This is a genomic window from Kitasatospora sp. NPDC057595 (assembly GCF_042800875.1).
Classification (GTDB): Bacteria; Actinomycetota; Actinomycetes; order Streptomycetales; family Streptomycetaceae; genus Kitasatospora.
In genome coordinates this window covers 32,688-52,195 of the sequence record NZ_JBHVGL010000017.1, presented here as the reverse complement: position 1 = coordinate 52,195, position 19,508 = coordinate 32,688, and the positions used below count along the sequence as shown (strand labels likewise).

Genomic DNA, 19,508 nt, shown 5'->3' with positions numbered 1-19,508 from the left:
GCAGCGGAGCGGTACGCCAGGGCGTGCCGGAGCCGCCGGAGAGGTAAGAGGTCGTCCATGGGACAGCGACGCGAGAGCGACATCGAGCTGTGGAACCAGCTGGCGGTGCTCGTCGCCGAGGTGGGTACCACCGTGGACCGCAGGCTCACCCGTGAGGCCGGGATCAGCCTCAGCGAGTTCCAGACGCTCAACGCCCTGGCCGCCGCGGAGCCCGAGGGGCTGCGCATCCAGCAGCTCGCCGAGGCGCTCGGTCTGAACCAGTCCTCGGCCAGCCGTCTGGTGGCGCGGCTCCAGGGTCAGGGCCTGGTGAGCCGGGGCGTCTCGGAGACCGACCGGCGCGGCGTGCTCGCCCGGATCACCGAGCAGGGCAAGGAGACCGCCCGCCAGGCCCGTGACCTGTTCGACCGGGAGATGGGCCAGGCGCTGGACCTGGCCTCGATCGACGGGCGGACGGCGACCGTGGTCGCCCGGCTGCGCTACACCCCCGGCGAGCGGCCGCCGGCCTCCTGACCGGCCGCGAGGCCCTCGGGCACGCCCGGGGACGGGCCTGCCTCCAGCTCGAAGGACCAGCAGTCGGTCGGCGGGTAGCCGATCAGCTCGGTGGCCGGGCAGTCGTCGGGCCGTGCCCGTCCCTCCAGCGGGTCCCAGAGCACCACGCGTCCCCACCGGTTTCCCGCCCGGTCCCACAGCCAGCGGCCGGCGCCGTCGCCCTCCGGCGAGGGCTCCGGGCCCTGGCGCAACCGCCCGAGCAGCGACTCGACGGTCATCGCGGAGTCCGTGAGGTCCCACCAGAGCACCGTGGCGTACCAACTGCGCACGGGCGGCGCGGGCAGCATCTGTGCAACCATGCCATTACCTTCCTTAGCGAACAGTACAAAAAAGGTGGACGACCATGGCCCGAGGAAGACCCCGCACCTTCGACCGTGCGGCCGCGCTCCGGCAGGCCACCATGCTGTTCTGGCAGTACGGCTACGAGGGCACCTCGGTCGCCGAGCTGACCAAGCGGATGGGGATCAACGCGCCGAGCCTGTACTCCGCCTTCGGGGACAAGCGCACGCTCTTCGACGAGGTCGTCGAGACGTACGGGCAGAGCTTCGGGAGCTTCGTGGCGGTCGCCCTCCAGGAGGAGGCGACCGCCCGCGAGGCCTTCGCCCGGGTCCTGCGCGAGGCGGCCGCCGTCTACACCGATCCCGAGCACCCGGCCGGCTGCCTGGTGATCAGTGCCACCACCAACGTCTCCCCGAAGGACGACGACGTGGCCGACGCGATGCGGGAGCTGCGGCGCTCCAACCTGGACGGCTTCCGGGAGCGCGTCGAGACGGACGTCGCGGCCGGGCGCCTCCCCGCGGGGACGGACGCCCACGCGCTGGCCGTCTACTACGCGACCGTCGTCCAGGGGATGTCCCAGCAGGCCAGGGACGGGGCCTCGACGGCGGACCTGGAGGCGGTCGCCGAGCTGGCGATGGCCTCCTGGCCCGCCGTCTGAGGCCACGTCCGCGGCCCTCCCCTCAGCGGAGCGCGGGCCGGCTCACCGCCCGGCTCACTGCCCGGCTCACCGCCCGGCCCCGGCCGGTTCGCCGAGGATCTCCAGCACGGCGCAGGTCCAGTTGAAGCCGCCGCCGACGCCGACCAGGAGCACCCGCTGCCCGGCCGTGAGCGCGCCCTCGCGGCGCAGGTGGTCGAGTGCGCCGAACTGGTCGCTCGCGCCCACGTGCCCGGTGCGCAGGCCCCACCGCCAGGTGGTGCGCTCCAGCGCCACGCCCAGCGGGTCCAGGCACTCGTCGTGCAGCAGCTCCCGGCCGAAGTTGGGGGTCAGCACGTGGTCGGCGTCGGTGATCGCGATGCCGGCCTCGGTGGCCGCGGTCTCCGCCGCCCGCCGCAGACCGGTGGCCATCCGCTCGGTGATCTCGTCCAGGCCGATCAGCTTCGCGAACTCCAGGGTGCGGGCCTTCAGGTTGACCGGGTGGTGGGCCGGATCCGGATTGGGCCGGAACGCCAGGTTCCCGCGCTGCATGCCCTCCAGCTCCGGGTCGTTGGCCGTGGCGATCGACAGCACCCGGGCGAACCCGGGGTGGCGGGTGAGCACGGCCGCGCTCGCCCCGTCGCCGAAGACCAGGCCGGGGCTCGCCGTCCAGCGGTCCCAGACCGGCTCTGCGAAGCGGTCCGACGCGGTGATCAGCGCGGCCTCCCGCGAGGGGCCGGCGGCCAGGAAGGCGGCGGCCAGCTCCATGGCGCCGACCGCCCCGTTGGAGAGCTGGTGGACCTCGAAGGAGACGCCGTGTCCACCGAGCACCCGGTGCTGCAGGTAGGAGGCCGCGTTCCAGCCGTCCAGTCCGCTGTAGCCGGCGACCGCGTGCAGCAGCAGGGCGAACTGCTCCGCCCGCAGGCCGGAGTGGCGCAGCGCGGCGGCGCCGGCCTCGACCGCCATGTCCGGCTGGGAGTCCCGCTCGCCGGCGATGGCGACGCTCACCTGCCCGGTCCGGCGGCGCACCGCCGGGTCGTACCGGCCGTCGGCCACCGCCCGGTCGACCGGGGTGGGCTCGGGGTAGTGGGAGCCCACCCCGCCCAGGAAGAGGTTCTGGTACTTCATCGGGTCGCTTCCCCCTCCCGGCCGCCGTCGGCGGCCGTGCCCAGGACGGCCAGTTCCTTGGCCGCGGTGGCGAGTTCCTCGTCGGTGAGGTCGTTGACGAACACCGCGGAGCCGATGCCGACCGGCAGCGGCAGCCGCTGGGCGCCGTCCCGGTGCCGGACCGTCTCGGCGAGCGCCTCGGACAGCAGGCCGGGCTCGCAGAAGCGGTGCCAGACCGGGAGCCGCAGCGTCCGCAGCACGCCGATGATCCGGTCGCGGTCGGCCGGCGTGACCAGGCCCCGCCGGGCGGCGACCAGGGTGGTCAGCGCCATGTCCACGGCGACCGCCTCGCCGTGCAGCAGCTCGGGCAGCGCGGCCATCTCGATCGACGGGCTGAACGAGTGCCCGTAGTCCACGACGCGCTCCAGCGTCTGCTCCCAGAGGTTGGGCTGGAGTTCCTCCAGCATTCCCTGCACGGCCCGGCGCAGCACCTCGCGGGCCGCGGCCTCGCTCTCACCGGAGCGGCCCTGCAGCCGCTCGGCGAGCAGCGTCGCGCCGTGCTCCTCCAGCAGGTCGAACAGCCGCCGGTCCTTGATCAGGCCGATCTTGAGGATCTCGGCGAGGCCGTTGCTGATCTGCCGGTCCTCCTGGGTGGCGATGAAGGAGCGGTCCAGCAGCGCGACCGCCGGGGGCTCGTAGGTGCCGAGCCGGTTCTTGTGCCGGCCGAAGTTCACGCCGGTCTTGGCGCCGATCCCGGCGTCGATCAGGCCGACCAGGGTGGTGGGCACCCGCACGTACGGGGTCTTGCGCCGGTAGAGGCTGCTGGCGAGTCCGACGACGTCGAGCAGGACGCCGCCGCCGATGCCGATGACGGGCTCCCGGCGCCGGTCGATGCCGAAGGCGTCCAGCTCGTCGAAGATCCGGAAGACGGCGTCGGAGGTCTTGTTCTCCTCGGTGGCCTCCAGGACGCACAGGTGACCGGTGATCCGGTGGAAGTCGAGGTACTCGCGGATGCGGTCGCCGTAGAGCCGGTCGACCGTGGCGTCCACCACCAGGAAGCGGCGGGAGGTGTCCGCGCCCTCCGGCGCGCCGGCGCGGGCGAGCGCCGGGTTGTCGAAGTCCAGGACGCCGGGGGTGACGGCCACTTGGTAGCGGACCGGCTTTTCGCACTCCACCGTCCAGGTGCTCGCGGGTGGCCGCGACAGATCGGTGTCGAACGGTGACGAGGTGAGCTGGTGCGGCACGGTGTGCTCCTTCGGTGCGGTGCAGGTGGGCGGTGCGGGTCGCCGGTGCGCTTCGCCGGTACCGCGTGCGCGGTCAGTGCTGGTACTGCGGGGTGGCGGCCCGGTCGGCGACCAGCCGGCGCAGGGCCTGCTTGTCGGTCTTGCCGACCGCCGTCTGCGGCAGGGTGTCGACGACCCAGAGCCGCTCGGGCAGCTTGTAGGCGGCGATGCCGCTCGCGGTGAGCCGCCGCACGGCCTCCCCGGTGGTGAGGGTGCGGCCCTCCCGCAGGACCACGAAGGCGCCGACCCGCTCGCCGAGGTCGGGGTCCGGGTAGGGGACGACCGCGGCGTCGGCGATCTCCGGCAGTTCCGCCAGCAGGTGCTCGATCTCGTCGGCCGCGATCTTCTCGCCGCCGCGGTTGATCACGTCCTTGATGCGGCCGACGACCACGAGGTTGCCCGCGGCGTCGCGGCGCACCACGTCACCGGTGCGGAACCAACCGTCGGCGGTGAAGGCGGTCCGGTTGTACTCGGGCGCCCGGAAGTAGCCGCGCGGGGTGTACGGGCCGCGGGTCAGCAGTTCCCCCGGCTCGCCGGCGGCGGTCTCCTCGCCGTTCGCGCCGATCACCCGGATCTCGTCGTGCGGGCTCATCGGGCGGCCCTGGGTCTCCTCCACGGCCCACCGGGAGTCGTCCGGCCTGGTGTAGTTCAGCAGGCCCTCCGCCATCCCGAAGACCTGCTGGATCCGGCAGTCGAGCACCCGGGCGGCGCGGCGCACGGTCTCCGGCTCCAGCCGTTCCCCGCCGACCTGGACCACCCGGAGCGAGGGCAGGTCGATCGAGGTGAGTTCGGCCGACTCCATCCAGCGCCGCAGCACGGCGGGGACGGCGGCGAGGTGGGTGACCTCGTGCGTCTTGATCGCGTCGAACACCGCGGTCGGCGACGGCGAGGCGACGAACACCGCCTGCCCGCCGGAGGCGAGGGTGCCGAGCACGCCGGGACTGCCCAGTACGAAGTTGTGCGCGGCCGGGAGGGCGGCGAGGTAGACCGTCCCGGTGTCGAACCCGCAGACCGCCGCGCTGCCGCGGAAGTTGTACTCGTAGTCGTTGTGGGTCCGGGCGATCACCTTGGGGGTTCCGGTGGTGCCGCCGGAGAGCAGGAAGAGGGCGACGTCCGAGGGGTCGGGGTCGGGCAGGGCGGCGGGCAGGACCGGCGGGGAGTCGAGCAGGGCGTCGAGATCGGTCTCGGTGCCGGCCTCCTCCTCGCAGCCGGCTATCAGGAGGCGGCGGATGCTCGGGACCTGCTCGGCGACCCGGCGGGCCTGTGCGGCGTGGTCGTAGCCCCGGGTGGTGGCGGTGGTGGCCAGCGCCACCGCCCCGGTGTGCCGGCCGAGCGCGACCAGCTCGCGCTCGCGGTGGGCGGGCAGCAGCAGGACCGGCGCGACCCCGATCCTGGCGCAGGCCAGGACCAGCAGCACCAGCTGGTGGCAGTTGGGGAGTTGGACGAGCAGGTTGTCGCCCGGCTCCAGGCCGAGCACGGTGAGGTTGGTGGCGGCCGATTCCACCCGGGTGGCCAGCTCCCGGTAGGTGATCCGGGTGGTGCCGTCCACCAGGGCGGTCCGGTCGCCGTACCGGGCGGCCCACTGCTCGGGCAGCCGCCCCAGGGGCAGGCCGCGCCAGTAGCCCTCGGTCCGGTAGAGCTCGGCGAGCTCGGGTGGCCAGGCGGTCGCTCCGTGACGCATCTTCGGTTCCTTCCAGGTCTGTTCGGGGCCGGGGCCGGCGGACCGCCGCCGCACCGCGCGGTCGTCGGCGGGGCGGGGGTCCGCCGGACCCGGCCGGGTGGGGGGAGGATCAGGCGGCGACGGCTTCCACCGGCTGCTGCTCCTGCTCCGGCTGCTGCTCCTGGGCCGTCTCCGTCGCCGGCTCCGGCTCGTTCGCCTCGGCGGCGGCCGAACGCTGCTCGATCAGCCGCTCCGCGAGGTAGCCCGCCACCGAGGTGACGCTCGGGTGGTTCCAGAGCAGCGTCGCGGGCAGGCTGAGCCGGAACCGCTTCTCCAGGCTCCGGCGCACCGTCATCGTCATCACCGAGTCCAGGCCCATCTCGGTGAGCGCCCGGTTGACGTCCAACTCCTCCAGGGAGACCCGGAGTTCACCGCCGACCTGGCGGCCGACCTCGGTGACGAGCAGCTCCCGGAGCGGCTCCGGGGCGAGCCCGGCGCCGAACTCCTCGGCCGGATCGCCGTCCTGGCCGCCGCCGGCCGCGCGGCCGAGCTCTCCCAGGCCGCTGAGGATCGGCAGCGGCCCGGTGCCCTCCGGCAGCCGGACGGTGCGCAGCACGGCGAGGTAGGGCTCCTGGTAGCTGCTGGCGAACTCCCAGGCCCGGAAGGCGTCGGTGACCGAGATGTCCCCGACGCCCCGGTCGGCCAGCTCGGCGTCGACCACCTTGTTGACGGCCATGCCCATCGCCCGCCAGGACGTCCAGCCGAGGCTGACGGTGTCGCCGGCGCCGGCCGCGGCGCGGTGCCGGGCGAACGCGTCCAGGAAGGAGTTGGCGGAGGCGTAGCTGGCCTGGCCGGTGAGCCCGAGCTGGAGGCCGATGGACGAGAAGAGGGCGAAGAAGTCCAGGGTTCCGGCGGGGAACAGCCCGTCCAGGACGAGTGCGCCTTCCACCTTGGGCCGCATGACGTCGGCCAGCGACCGCCGGGTCAGGCCGTGCAGCATCCGGTTGTCGAGGACACCGGCCGCGTGCACGATGCCGCGGATCGGCGGCAGGCCCAGCGCCTCCGGTTCGGTGAGGATCTTCGCGGCGGCCTGGTCGGTGATGTCCAGCTCCAGCACCCGGACGGTGACGCCGAGGGCCTCCAGGTCACGGACGGCGGTGATCCGCCGTACCGTCTCGGGCTCGGTCTGGGCGTCCCAGCGGTGGCGGGGCGGCAGCCCGCTCCGGCCGGCCAGGACGATCCGCCGGGCACCCCGGCCGGCCAGCCAGGTCGCCACCTCGGTGCCGAGCGTGCCGAGGCCGCCGGTGATGAGGTAGGTGGAGTCCGCGCGGCAGTTGAGCGGTGCGCGGTCCGGTTCGGCCGACAGCTCGGCCAGCCGGGCGGCGAGCACCGCGCCGTCGCGGACCGCGAAGACGTCCGGTTCGGGCCGGGTGCGGACCAGGTCGGCCAGCTGCCCGGCGCCGAGGTCGGCGGCGGTCGGGTCGAGGTCGACCAGGCCGGCCCACAGCTCCGGCTGCTCACCGGCGATGATCCGGCCCAGACCCCACAGCGGGCCCTGGGCGAGGTCGGTGAGGGCGGTGCTCTCGCGCGCGCCCACCGTCACGCCCCACAGCCGGGGGGCCGGCGCACCGTACTCCTGGGCCAGCAGCTGGGCCGTCCTGGCGAGCTGCCAGGCGTTGTCCACGGCCGTCCCGGCGATGTCGCCCTCCGGGACCTCGGCGACCGGCAGGACGAGCAGGGCGTCGTCCGGGCCGAGTTCGTCCATGGCCGCCGGGAGTCCGTCGAGGTCGGCGACGGCGACCGGGCGCACCCGCTCCGCCTCGAACGCGGCGGCGATCGCGGCGCGGGCCCGCGGGCTGCCGCCGAGCAGGCCGACCGCGCGCAGTCGGGCGCCGCCCTCCGGCTCCGACTCGACGGGCTCCCAGGCGAGTCGGTGCACCAGGCGGCGCGGGCTGACCGCGGCCCCGGCGTCGCCGTCCAGCTTGCCGAAGCGCAGTTCGCCCAGCCGCCCGGACACCGTGCCGTCGTCCTCGACCACCACGGCCTCGACGGTGTCGCCGTCCGGGGCGTCGGTGAGGCGAACGTGCACCGTCGTCTGCCCACCGAGCCGTCCGGGCATCTCGACCCGGCCGATCCGGGCCGGCATCCGCAGCGTCGGCTCGCCCTCGAAGAGCAGCGGGGCGAAGGAGAGGATCGCGTCCAGCAGCGAGGCCCAGGCGTCGGAACGCCCCTCGCCGTCGCCCGCCGGTGCGACCCGGGCGATCAGCTCGCGCTCGCCGCGGTCGAGCGAGACGATCCGCCAGTCGAAGCCGACGTCCGCGACGCCGACCCGGTGGAGGTGTTCGACCACGGCCTCCGGCCGCAGCGCCTCGGTGCAGCGTGCGCGGGCCGCGGCCAGGTCGGGTACGGCCGCCGCGGCGGCCGGTGCGACGGCCCGGGCGGTCGCGTGGGAGGTCCAGCCGAGGCCCTCGTCGTCCTCGGCGCCGTCGCCGGTCGGGCGGGAGGCCAGCCGGACCATCCCGTCCTGGGCGACCACCTGGATGTCGCGCGGCCCGGTGACGGCCACCGGGACCCGCAGGTCCACGTCGGTCAGCGCGCCGTGTTCGCTCGCGGCGGCGAAGGTGCTGATGAGCACCGCGGCGGGGACGACCTCGACGCCGTGGATCGGGTGGCTTCCCGGGTAGGGCCGGTTGCCGTGGTCGAGGTAGGTCTGCCAGAGCCGCACCGAGGAGTCGCCGGCCAGGGTCAGCCGGCCGCCGAGCAGGGTGCTGGACTCGATCCGGTGCCGGCCGGAGCCGCTGCCCGCCGGTGTCGAGGGGGTGCGCCAGAACCGCTTGTGCTGCCAGGCCGTGGTCGGCAGGTCGACCAGGGTGCCGTCGGGCTGGAGCGCCGTGAGGTCCACGGCCGCGCCGTGGGCGTGCAGCGCGCCGACGGCGAGCAGCAGAGCCGGGGCCTCCGGCTGGTTGCGCCGCAGCGTGCCGGTGGTGAACGCGTCGTCGTGGCCGGCCTCGGCCAGCGCCTCCTTCACCGAGTGCACGATGACCGGGTGGGCCGAGACCTCCAGGAAGAGCCGGTGCCCGTCCTCGGCCGCCGCGGCGACGGCACGGTCCAGTCGGACGGCGTTGCGCAGGTTGGCGGACCAGTAGTGCCCGTCGCGCACCGTCGTGGAGCGCGGGTCGGCGAGCGCCGTGCTGTACACCGGGATGCGCGGCGCGGCGGGCACCAGGTCGGCGACGGCGGCGACCAGCCGGTCGAGCAGCGGGTCCATCTGCGGGCTGTGGAAGGCGACGTCGGACGCGACCTCGCGCACCGTGCGCCCGGCCGCGCGCCAGCGCTCGGCGTGCGCGGCGACGGCCTGCGGGGTCCCGGCGACGACGGTCGAGCCGGGGGAGGCGGCGATCGCCGCCACGGCGTCCGGGGTGCCGGCCAGCTCCCGGTCGGCCTCGTCGAACGCGAGGTCGACCAGGGCCATCGCGCCCAGGCCGGCGACCTCGCGCAGCAGCGCGGAGCGGCGGCAGATCAGCCGGGCGCCGTCCTCGCGGGAGAACACCCCCGCGACCACGGCGGCGGCGATCTCGCCGACCGAGTGGCCGATCACGGCGGCCGGGCGCACGCCCCGGGCCTCCAGGGCGGCGGCCAGGCCGATCTGGACCGCGAAGATCATCGGCTGGATCACATGGGTCTCGTCCAGCGGCCCCTCCAGCAGCACCCGGCGGGGCGAGAAGCCCATCTCGGCCCGGTAGATCGCCTCCACCTCGTCGATCGCCGCGGCGAACCCGGCGTCCGTCTCCAGGAGTTCACGGCCCATGCCGAGCCACTGCGAGCCGTGGCCGGAGAACAGCCAGACGGCGTCCCGGGCCGGTCCGGACGACGCGGCACCCTCGACGACGGCCCGGTCCGGCTCGCCGGCGGCGGTCTTGCGCAGGGCCTCGACCAGGCCGGCCCGGTCGGCGGCCACCACGGCCGCGCGCCGGCCCAGGTGCGAGCGGCGGTGCAGCAGGGTGTGCGCGACGTCCGCCTGGGCGGCCTCGGACCCGGCGCCGGTCAGCCAGTCGGCGAGCTTCGCCGCGTTGGCCCTGAGCCCGGCCTCGGTCACGCCGGAGAGCGCGAACACCCGTTCCCCGTCGAAGGGTTCGGCCGTCGCGGACCGCCCGGCGGCCGGGGTCGGGGCCTGCTCCAGGACGGCGTGCGCCACGGTGCCGCCGTAGCCGAAGCTGGACACCCCGGCCCGGCGCGGGCCCTCGCCGCCCGGCCACTCGGTGGTCTCGGTGACGACCCGCAGCCCCGAGGTCTCCCACGGGATGTCCGGGTTGAGCTCGGTGATGTTCGGGGTGGCGGGAATCCGGCCGTGGACCAGCGCCAGGACGGCCTTGATGACCCCGGCGACGCCGGCACCGGCCTCCAGGTGCCCGATGGTGGGCTTGACCGTGCCGATCAGGCAGGGATCGTCGGGGCCGCGGTTCTCGCCGAACACCCGGCTGAGCGCGCCGACCTCGATCGGGTCGCCCTTGCGGGTGCCGGTGCCGTGCGCCTCGACGTAGCCGACGCTCTGCGCCGCCACCCCGGCCTGCCGCAGCGCCTGCCGGGCGACGTACTCCTGCGCCTCCCCGTTCGGCGCCATGATGCCGGCCGTCCGGCCGTCCTGGTTGACCGCGGTGCCGCGCAGCACCGCGAGGATCCGGTCGCCGTCGCGCTGGGCCTCGGAGAGCAGCTTGAGCACCAGGACGCCCGCGCCCTCGCCGCGCCCGTAGCCGTCGGCGGCCGCGTCGAAGGACTTGGAGCGGCCGTCGGAGGAGGTGGCGCCCGCGGCGTCCAGCACCATGGTGAGGCCGGGGCCGGCCATCACGTTCACGCCGCCGGCGATCGCCAGGGTGGCCTCGCCGGTCCGCAGGCTCTGGCAGGCGAGGTGCAGGGCGACGATGGACGAGGAGCACGCGGTGTCCGCGATCAGGCTCGGGCCGCGCAGGTCCAGGGCGTAGGAAATGCGGTTGGCGACCGCGCACATGGAGGCGCCGATGCCGCTCCACGCCTCGATGGCGGGCAGGTCCTCCAGCATCTGGCGGCCGTAGTCGTCGGAGCCGACGCCCATGAACACCGCGGCGTCGGTGCCGGCGAGCGTGTGCGGCGGCAGGCCGGCGTTCTCCAGCGCCTCCCAGGCGACCTCCAGCACGATGCGCTGCTGAGGGTCCATCAGTTCGGCCTCGCGCGGCGTGACGCCGAAGAACTCCGCGTCGAACGCGGCGGCGTCGGCGAGGAAGCCGCCCTGCGAGGTGGTGGAGCGCAGCGCCGCCGCATTGCGCGGATCGAGTTTCTCGTAGTGCTCCCAGCGTTCGGCCGGGACCTGGCCGATCGCGTCCTGCCCGTTCACCAACAGCTGCCACAGCTGCTCGGGGGAGTCGACTCCGCCGGGCAGCCGGCAGCCCATGCCGATGACGGCCACCGGCTCCGCGCCGGATTCGGGCCTGCCAGAGAAGGGAATTGTCGCCATGAGCGCCTTGACCTTTCGTAGACGAGAGCGCCCGGCGGCCCCGGACAGCACTGGCCGGGACCTCGGCCGCCCGGGATCTTCCGGACGTGAGCGCAGGAGCACCTCGACCGCTCCGACCCGAAGCCGACGGGGCGGAGCGTGGGTGATGCGTACGAAGGATCGTGCCCTGAGGGCAGGAAAGCCTCGGCCAGGTGGCGACCAAGGCTCGGTCAGGACGGGCGAACGCGCTGGTCGCAGGGGGCGGCGAGCCCGCGGGCCGGTGGCCGGCGGCGCGATCTGCCGCTTTTCACTGTGTTTGTGTGCTTTTTTCCGGGCCGGTGAATTCCTAGATGCCTAATCCGGCGGCGATGTCGCGGGCTCCGATCGACCGTTGTCAACAGGCCGACCTAGCATGGCGATCGAGTTATCTCGTCGGCGCGGACGGGGCCTGCCACGAGGAAAGACGACCGAGGAGCAAGGGGGGGATCGTGCCGATGGACGAGTACGCTCGCGCGGCCGGACCTGATCGGGAATTCCGGGACACCGGCCCGGGGGGTCCGTCGGAACCGCTCAACTTCTCCCTGCTGGGCCCGCTGGAAGTCCGGCGCGCGGGCCGCGACATCACCCCGCGTGCCCCCATGCAGGCCCGGCTGCTCTCGCTGCTGCTGCTGCACGCCAATCGGGTGGTGCCGTTCAGATCCGCCATCAACGAATTGTGGGAATGGCCGCCGAAGCTGGCCAGGAAGACGATCCAGACCTATGTCTACCAACTCAGGACGGCGCTCGGGCCGATCAACGAGGTCACCGGATCGCCGCTCATCGAAACGGTTCCGGGCGGATACTGCATTCGGATCGCCGACCGCCAACTGGATCTCCGGCGGTTCGGCCGGCTGGTCGCCGAAGGGCTGTGCGCACGGGACATCGGGGAGAATCTGCGGGCCGCCGCGGTGTTCCGCGAGGCGCTCGACCTCTGGCGCGGCGCGCCGCTGGGCAACATCGAGTTCGGCCCGGGGGTGTCGGCCCAGCTCGGCCTGCTGGAGGAGCAGCGCACCACCATCCTGGAGGAGCGGCTGGGCATCGACCTGCGACTGGGTCGGCACCGCGAACTGGTGGGCGAGCTCAAGGCGCTGGCCCGTCAGCACCCGACCCACGAGGGGTTCTGCGCGCTGCTGATGGAGGCCGGCCGCCGCACCGACAACCCCGGGCTGGCCCTGGAGGCCTACCACGAACTGCGCCGCAACCTCGTCGAGCAGCTCGGGCTCGAACCGTCCCGACGGCTCCAGCAGCTCCAGCAGGACATCCTGAACTGCGTCCCGGCCGAGACCGGCCGGCGGACCGCCCCCACTGCCGCGCAGCCCGCCGTCGCCCCGAGCGAACTCCCCTCCGGCATCGCCGACTTCACTGGGCGTCGGGAGGCGCTCGGACACGTCGAGTCCGTTCTGGGCGCGCCCGCGGCAGGCTGGGCGGCCCGGACGGTGGTGATCGTCGGCCAGCCCGGGATCGGCAAGTCGGTGCTCGCCGTCCAGGCCGCGCACGCCCTCAAGGAGCGCTTCCCGGACGGCCAGTTGTTCATGGCGCTGCACGACCGGGTCGGCGGACCGATCGGACCCGAGGACGCGATCGCCCGGATGCTCGGGTCCCTCGGGCACGCGCCCGCCGACCTGCCCGCCGACCCCCACGAGCGGGCCACGCTGCTGCGCACCACCACGGCCGGGCGCAAGCTGCTGATCGTCCTGGACGACGTCGACTCGGTGGACCAGGTCCTCCCGCTCGTCCCGGGGAACCCGGAGTCGGCGGTGATCGTCACGGCCCGGAACCGGCCGATCGGGCTCTCGGCGCACAGCACGATCGAACTCGGGCCGCTGACCGAGCAGGAGAGCGTCGACCTGCTCGCCGGGATCGTCGGAGCGGACCGGATCGCTGCCGAGCCGACCGACAGCGCCCGGCTGGTCGGGCTGTGCGACCGGTTGCCGCTGGCGATCAGGATCGTCGGGGAGAAGCTGCTCGCCCGCCGGGCCTGGCGGGTGCGCAAGCTCGTCCAGCGGCTGTCCGAGGAGCACCGCGTGCACGAGGAGCTGAGGGTCGGCCCGTTCGACCTCGGCGCGCGGCTGGACCACGCGGCCGGGCGGCTGCGGCCCGAGCACCGGGACGCGCTGATCAGGCTCTGCCGGCTCGGCGACGGGGGGTTCGACCTGGAGGCCGCGGCCCGCACGCTCGGGATGGACCTGCTGGAGGTGGAGGAGCCGGTCGGCGCCCTCGTCGCGCACCACCTGCTCCAGGTGACGGTCGACCGCTCCAGCCACGACGCGCGGTTCCGGTTCCCGCCGTTGACCCGGCTCCACTTCGACAACGCCGCGGTGGCCAAGCCCTTTCTGCACCTCGCCGGCTGAGGCCGTACGCCCGCCCGTCGCCCGCCCGAGGTCAGCCGGCGGGGGCGAGGTGGCCGTCGGTGAGGGTGAGCACGGCGTCGGCGGCGGTGAGGGCGGCGTGGTCGTGGGTGACCAGGAGGGTGGTGCGGCCGCGAGTGGCGTCGAGGATGTCGGCGAGGACGGCGGCGGCGGTTTCCGGGTCGAGGCCCTCGGTGGGTTCGTCGAGGACGAGCACGGGCGGGTCGGCGAGCAGGGCGCGGGCCAGCAGCAGGCGCTGGCGCTGGCCGCCGGACATGGTGGCGCCGTCGCCGCCGAGCATGGTCTCCCAGCCGTCGGGGAGCGACTCGATCCAGTCGAGCAGCCGGGCCCGGCGGGCGGCCTCGCGCAGGTCCTCGTCGGCGGCGTCGGGGCGGGCCAGCCGCAGGTTGGCCCGGATCGTGGTGTGGAAGACGTGGGCGTCCTGGGTCACGCCGGTGATCACCCGGCGGACGTCGGCGCCCGCGCAGTCGCGCAGTTCGCGGCCGCCGACCCGGATGCTGCCGCTCTCGTAGGGGACGAACCGCATCAGCGCGGCGATCAGGGTGGACTTGCCGGAGCCGCTCGCGCCGAGCAGGGCGACCCGGCGGCCGGGGGGCAGACGGAGGCTGACCCCGTCGAGGGCGGCGGGGCCGTCGGGGCGGTGGCGCACCCGCAGGTCGGTGATCTCGACGCCGAGCGGGCCGTCGCTGGGCAGCGGGGCCGGGTCGGCCGGGTCGGTGACCGGGGCCGGGGCGTCCATCAGGTCGGCCAGCCGGCGGGCGGAGGCCCAGACGTCGGCCAGCCGGCGGGCGGCGGCGGGCAGCGCGGCCAGCGCGTCGAAGGAGACCAGGGCGAGCACCGCGAGGACGGTGAGCTGGACGGCGGGCAGCCGGCCGTCGGCGTGGGCGCGCAGGCCGAGCCAGGTGGCGCCGACGGTGGCGGCGCCCTGGAACAGCAGGACCACGGCGGAGGCGAGCGAGGTGGTGAGCGCCGCGCGGCGCTCCAGGGCGGCGATCCGGGCGGTGGCCTCGGCGGCCCGCCGGTGGGCGCGACCGCGGGCGCCGTAGGCGGCGAGGTCGGCGGCGCCCTCGGTCAGGTCGACGGTGAGCGCGGTGAGTTCGGCGCGCGCGGCCTTCTCCGCCCGCCCGCCGCGGCGGGACAGCGCGAGCACCAGGGCGGGCACCAGCAGGCCGGCCGCGGCGAGCAGCGCCCCGATCAGCAGGCCGGCGGAGGGCAGCAGCACCAGGGCGGTGCCGGTGGCGGTGGCGGCGACCAGGGCGGCCGCGGTGACCGGGACGAGCACGCGCAGCAGCAGGTCCTGGGCGGCGTCGACGTCGTCGACCAGCCGGGTCAGCAGGTCGCCGCCGCGGAACGCCGGGGTGCCGGCCGGGGCGAGCGGGACGAGTGCCTCGTAGACCCGGGCGCGGAAGCCGGCGACGGCGCGCAGCACGCCGTCGTGGCCGAGCAGCCGGTCGGCGTAGCGCAGGGTGCCGCGGCCGAGGGCGAGGGCGCGCACGGCGACGATGGCGACGGCGACGGCGGAGATCGGCGGCTGCTCGGCGGCGCGGGTGATCAGCCAGGCGGCGGTGGCCATCAGGGCGGCGCCGCTGAGCTCGCTGCCGGCGGCGGCGAGGACGGCGGGCAGCAGCCGGCGCCAGTGCGGGAGCAGATGGCGCAGCAGCCGGACGGTGGGGCGGGAGGCCGGGGGGTTGGTCATGGGAGGAGCACCACTTCTTCGGTGGCCGGGGCGGGTTCGAGAGCGCCGGCCCGGACGGTGACGATCCGGTCGGCGTGCGGCAGCAGGCTCCTGCGGTGGGCGACCACGATCGCGGTGCGCCCGCGCATCAGCTCGGCGGTGGCCCTGGTCACGGCGGCCTCGCTCTCCGGGTCGAGGTGGGCGGTCGGCTCGTCCAGCAGCAGGATCGGCGCGTCCTTGAGGAACGCGCGGGCCAGGGCGACGCGTTGGCGCTGTCCGGCGGAGAGCCCGGCGCCGTGCTCGCCGAGCAGGGTGTCGTAGCCCTGCGGCAGCGCCTCGGCGAAGCCGTCGGCGCAGGCGGCCCGGGCGGCCGCGCGGACCTCGGCGTCGGTGGCGTCGGGGCGGCCGAGGCGGATGTTGTCGGCGACGGTCGCGGCGAACAGGTGCGGGCGCTGGGGCACCCAGGCGACCTGGGCGAGCCAGTCGTCGGGGTCGAGCGCGGCGAGGTCGGTGCCGTCCACCAGGACCCGGCCGGTGCCGGGGGCGGTGAAGCCGAGGAACAGGGCGAGCAGGGTGGACTTCCCGGCGCCGCTCGGGCCCACCAGGGCGAGGTGCTCGCCGGGGTGGACGGTGAGCGAGACGGCGTCGAGGGCGGGCGCGGCGCGGTCGGGGTGGTGGACGGTGACCCCGTCGAGGCGCAGCCGCGCGCTCCGGGCGTCGGGGACCGGCACGGGGGCGGCGCGCCCCGTCGCGGGCTCCTCCTCGTCGAGGACGGCGAAGACCCGCTCGGCCACCGCGATGCCCTCGGCGCTGTCGTGGAACGCCGCACCCGCGGCGCGCAGCGGAAGATAGGCCTCGGGGGCGAGGAAGAGCACGACCAGGGCGGTGCGCAGGTCCAGCTCGCCGGCCAGCAGCCGAAGGCCGACCGGGACGGCGACCAGGGCGACCGACAGGGTGGCGACGGTCTCCAGCACCAGCGAGGAGAGGAACGCCACCCGCAGCGTGCGCATGGTGGCCCGCCGGTGGGCGTCGGCCATCTCCCGCACCACACCGGTCTGGTGGTGCTCGCGGCCGAACGCGCGCAGCGTCGGCAGTCCGGCGACGACGTCGAGGAAGTGGCCGCCGAGCCGGGCGAGCAGCCGCCACTGCCGGGCGGTGCGGCGGGCGGTGTGCATCCCGACCAGCGCGCCGAACACCGGGATCAGCGGCAGCGTGAGCACGATGATCAGCGCGGAGGTCCAGTCGGCCCACCAGAGCCGGCCGACGACCACGAGCGGGACGACGGCGGTGGCGGCCATGGTGGGCAGGTAGCCGGTGAGGTACGGGTCGAGGGCGTCGAGGCCGCGGGTGAGCAGGGTGGCCGTCTCACCGTGCCGGCGGGCGGTCAGCCGGCGCGGGCCGGTCTCCCGGAGCCGGGCGGTGAGGCGGTCGCGCAGGGCGCGTTTGGCCTCGGCGGCGGCGCGCTGGGCGAGGGCGCCGCGGGCCCAGGCGAGCAGGGCGCGCAGGGCGAGGACGGCGGCGAGCGCGGCGAGGGCGGTGGTGTCCGGGCGGTGCCCCGCGAAGCCGTCCGCGAGCAGGCCGGCGAGCAGGCCGGCCTGGGCGACGACGAGTGCGGCGCCCAGCAGGGCGAGCGCGGTGGAGGTGGTCAGGTGGCGGCGCACCACCGGGAGTTCGCGCCGCAGACGGCGTTCGGCCGGCTTCATCCCGTGCTCCCTCCCGGGGCGGTGCCCGGCGTGCGGTGCGGAGGGCTTCCGCGGCCCGTCCGGGCCGGTCGGGTGGCGGCCGGGCCGCGGAAGCCGGCTGGAGGACCGCCGGCCGGCAGCGGTGGGCTGCCGACCGGCGGTGGCGGTGGTCAGAAGTAGCTGGGGTGGCGCAGCCCGGTCCGGCCGCGGAAGGCCCACCAGCTCCAGGCCTGGTAGAGGAGGATCAGCGGGAAGATCACCACGCCGAAGCCGATCAGTAGCTTCAGGGTGGCCCCGTCGGCGACGGCGTCGTCGACGGTGATCCCCGCCCCGGACTCGGCGGCCAGCAGGTACGGGTACTGGCCGGCCCCGATCAGCAGCACCGGCAGCGCGGTCGCGACGCAGGTGGCGGTGAAGGCCAGGGCGTCACGGCCCCGGGCGAGGAACCACCAGCCGGCCGCGACGGCGGCGGCGACGAGCAGGAACAGGACCACCGAGGTGGCGGTCCTGGTCATCGAGGCCCCCGCCCCGAACAGCGACAGCAGCAGTCCGAGGGCGCTCGCGGCACCGGCCGCGGCGATCAGGGTGGCGCCCACCCGCCGCGCGGTGACGGCGAGTTCGGGCTCGGAGCGGAGTGCGATGAAGGCCGCGCCGTGGCCGGCGAAGAGCAGCGCGGTGGCCACCCCGCAGGTCAGTGAGAACGGCGCGAACACGTCGCCGAAGCCGATGTGGAAGGAGCCGTCCGCCCGGCGCGGCACGCCGTGCAGCAGCAGGCCGACCACGATGCCCCAGCACACGGCGGGCACCACGCCGCCGAGCACCACCAGGGCGTTCCACCAGCGCAGCGCCCGGGGGCCGCGGGAGCGGCCGCGCAGCTGGACGGCGGCGTTGCCGAGCACCAGGCCGGCCAGGATCGCCACGATCAGCGGGTAGAGGCCGGAGAGCAGGCTGCCCTCCAGGTGCGGGAAGGCGCCGAACATCGCGCCGGCGAAGGCCACCAGCCACACCTCGTTGCCGAGGAAGAAGGGGGCGATCGCGTCGAGCGCGGCGTTCCGTTCCACGGCGCCCGGTTCGGCGGTCCTGCGTTCTGCGGTCCTGCGTTCCGCGGCGTTGCGTTCCGCGGGGTCCGGTTCCCGGCCCGGGGCGGTGCCCGGGCCACCGAGTAGCGGGGACAGCATCTGGACGCCGTAGTCGTAGCCGCCGAGCACGAAGTAGCCGGCGAGCAGCAGGCCGAGGAGGGCCAGCCAGAGGGTCTCCAGGCTCATGTAGCCCAACCTTCCGTCACGTCAGGGGAGTGCATCTCGGTGCGGGATCCGTCGTCGGGCTCAGAAGGCCGGGACCGGCTGCTTGTCGTCGGCGCCGCCCGCGTCGGGCAGGTCGTCGCCGAGCGGATCGCCGGCGCCGAGCTGGGCGCCGTCCGGGCCGCGCCGGGCGAAGCGGGTGATCAGCGTCCAGTTGGTCGCGGCGAGGCCGACGAAGATGGCGATGAACAGCGTGCAGGACACCGCCAGGGCTCCGGTGCTGACGTTGGAGAGCGCGTCGTCGACGGTCAACTCGCCGTAGACCAGCCACGGTTGGCGGCCGATCTCGCGCACCACCCAGCCGCCGACGGAGGCGATGAAGGGCAGCGGGATGATCGCGGTCATCAGGTAGGCGAGCCAGCGCTTGCGCACCAGCAGGTCCTTCAGCAGCAGGAAGACCGCGATGAACGTGATGGTCGAGACGGTGTTGCCGAGGATCGACATCAGGTCCATCGAGTTCTTCACCCAGCCTTCCCAGGGCACGTAGTCCCCGGGGCCGTGCTGGGCGACCAGCCTGGCCTGCTCCTCGGCGACGCCGCCGCCCTTGAGGATGGCGGCCTTCATCGGCTGGGTCCGCTCGATCACCGGGACCTGCAGGTTGCCGACGATGATGACGAAGAACGAGGAGAGCATGCTCACCCAGACGCCCAGCCGCAGCGAGCTGCGGAACAGCTCGGTCTCCCGGGTGCCCTTGGCGAAGTGCCAGGCGCTGATGCCGGCGACGAAGATGCCGCCGGTGGTGAGCGCGGCGAGCGCGATGTGGCCGAGCGCGACCAGCGCGTTGGCGTTGGTGATCAGCGCGACGAAGTCGGTCAGGTAGGCGGCGCCGTCGCGCACCTCGTAGCCGACCGGATGCTGCAGGAAGCCGTTGGCGACCAGGATCCAGAACGCCGAGGCGTACGCGGTGAGGGCGACCAGCCAGATCAGCGCCACGTGCACGCTGCGGCGCATCCGGCCCCAGCCGAAGATCCACATGCCGAGGAAGGTGGACTCGGCGAAGAACGCGATCAGCGTCTCCAGGGCCAGCGGGGCGCCGAAGACGTTGCCGGCGAACTTGCTCAGTCCGCTCCAGCTGAGTCCGAACTGGAACTCCATGACGAGGCCGGTGACGATGCCGACCGCGTAGTTGATGACGTACAGCTGGCCCCAGAAGCGGGTCATGCGTTCGCGCACCGCGCGGGTGGCGGGGTCGCGGGTGTACGCGGCCCGGGTGTGCATGAACGCCACCATGGGGACCAGCCCCATCGTGAGGATGACGAAGAGCCAGTGCACGCTGGTGGTGGCCGCGAACTGGAGTCGGGCCAGATCCGCAGCGCTCATGATGCGACCTTCCTGGGGGGCGGTTGGCCTCCGGGTCGGCGGACGGATGAGGGGGCAGGGGAGCGGAAGGGAAGGGGAGAGGAGGAAGCGGACGGGTTCCTCGCCTCGCGTGAGCGGGTGACGGACATCGCTGCCCGCCACCC

12 protein-coding genes are annotated in these 19,508 nt (G+C 74.7%); 3 read left to right on the top strand and 9 right to left on the bottom strand.

The annotated features are described in order from the left end of the window. Positions 1–57: 57 nt before the first annotated feature. Positions 58–510: a MarR family winged helix-turn-helix transcriptional regulator gene (locus ACFU9E_RS24110; RefSeq protein ID WP_380681918.1), complete on the top strand. Its 453-nt coding sequence runs from the start codon at positions 58–60 to the stop codon at positions 508–510. On the opposite strand, the gene ACFU9E_RS24105 is transcribed toward ACFU9E_RS24110, so the two are convergent. Continuing rightward, positions 477–848 (bottom strand): hypothetical protein, encoded by a 372-nt coding sequence (locus ACFU9E_RS24105; protein ID WP_380681917.1) that lies wholly within the window; start codon positions 846–848, stop codon positions 477–479. The genes ACFU9E_RS24110 and ACFU9E_RS24105 overlap by 34 nt on opposite strands. Before the next feature lie 44 nt (positions 849–892). On the opposite strand from ACFU9E_RS24105, the gene ACFU9E_RS24100 reads away from it, so the two are divergent. Further along, positions 893–1,486 carry a TetR/AcrR family transcriptional regulator gene (locus tag ACFU9E_RS24100; RefSeq protein ID WP_380681916.1) on the top strand — a complete coding sequence of 198 codons (594 nt, stop codon included), beginning with the start codon at positions 893–895 and terminating at the stop codon, positions 1,484–1,486. Between the two features lie 66 nt (positions 1,487–1,552). Here ACFU9E_RS24100 and ACFU9E_RS24095 read toward each other — a convergent pair whose 3' ends face one another. The 4 genes from ACFU9E_RS24095 to ACFU9E_RS24080 form a co-directional block, all read right to left on the bottom strand. Beyond that, entirely contained in the window at positions 1,553–2,590 is a 1,038-nt protein-coding gene (locus ACFU9E_RS24095) for a ketoacyl-ACP synthase III family protein (RefSeq protein WP_380681915.1), read from the bottom strand. Further along, positions 2,587–3,813: a sedoheptulose 7-phosphate cyclase gene (locus ACFU9E_RS24090; RefSeq protein WP_380681914.1), complete on the bottom strand. Its 1,227-nt coding sequence runs from the start codon at positions 3,811–3,813 to the stop codon at positions 2,587–2,589. The genes ACFU9E_RS24095 and ACFU9E_RS24090 overlap by 4 nt, the downstream gene beginning before the upstream one ends. Positions 3,814–3,886: 73 nt before the next feature. After that, positions 3,887–5,533 carry a (2,3-dihydroxybenzoyl)adenylate synthase gene (locus ACFU9E_RS24085; RefSeq protein ID WP_380681913.1) on the bottom strand — a complete coding sequence of 549 codons (1,647 nt, stop codon included), beginning with the start codon at positions 5,531–5,533 and terminating at the stop codon, positions 3,887–3,889. A 109-nt stretch (positions 5,534–5,642) separates the two neighbouring features. Continuing rightward, complete coding sequence (locus tag ACFU9E_RS24080) at positions 5,643–11,000, bottom strand: beta-ketoacyl synthase N-terminal-like domain-containing protein (protein ID WP_380681912.1); 5,358 nt, start codon at positions 10,998–11,000, stop codon at positions 5,643–5,645. A gap of 473 nt (positions 11,001–11,473) precedes the next feature. Between ACFU9E_RS24080 and ACFU9E_RS24075 the strand changes: the two genes are divergently transcribed. After that, entirely contained in the window at positions 11,474–13,369 is a 1,896-nt protein-coding gene (locus tag ACFU9E_RS24075; protein ID WP_380681911.1) for a BTAD domain-containing putative transcriptional regulator, read from the top strand. Between the two features lie 31 nt (positions 13,370–13,400). Here the strand turns inward: ACFU9E_RS24075 and cydC are convergent, their stop codons facing one another. The 4 genes from cydC to ACFU9E_RS24055 form a co-directional block, all read right to left on the bottom strand. After that, positions 13,401–15,083 carry a thiol reductant ABC exporter subunit CydC gene (gene cydC / locus ACFU9E_RS24070; protein WP_380681910.1) on the bottom strand — a complete coding sequence of 561 codons (1,683 nt, stop codon included), beginning with the start codon at positions 15,081–15,083 and terminating at the stop codon, positions 13,401–13,403. After that, entirely contained in the window at positions 15,080–16,765 is a 1,686-nt protein-coding gene (gene cydD, locus ACFU9E_RS24065; RefSeq protein ID WP_380681909.1) for a thiol reductant ABC exporter subunit CydD, read from the bottom strand. The genes cydC and cydD overlap by 4 nt, the downstream gene beginning before the upstream one ends. 149 nt (positions 16,766–16,914) lie before the next feature. After that, positions 16,915–18,009, bottom strand: a complete 1,095-nt coding sequence (locus ACFU9E_RS24060) for a cytochrome d ubiquinol oxidase subunit II (protein ID WP_380682822.1) — start codon at positions 18,007–18,009, stop codon at positions 16,915–16,917. A 60-nt stretch (positions 18,010–18,069) separates the two neighbouring features. Further along, positions 18,070–19,365 (bottom strand): cytochrome ubiquinol oxidase subunit I, encoded by a 1,296-nt coding sequence (locus ACFU9E_RS24055; protein ID WP_380682823.1) that lies wholly within the window; start codon positions 19,363–19,365, stop codon positions 18,070–18,072. Positions 19,366–19,508: the final 143 nt, after the last annotated feature.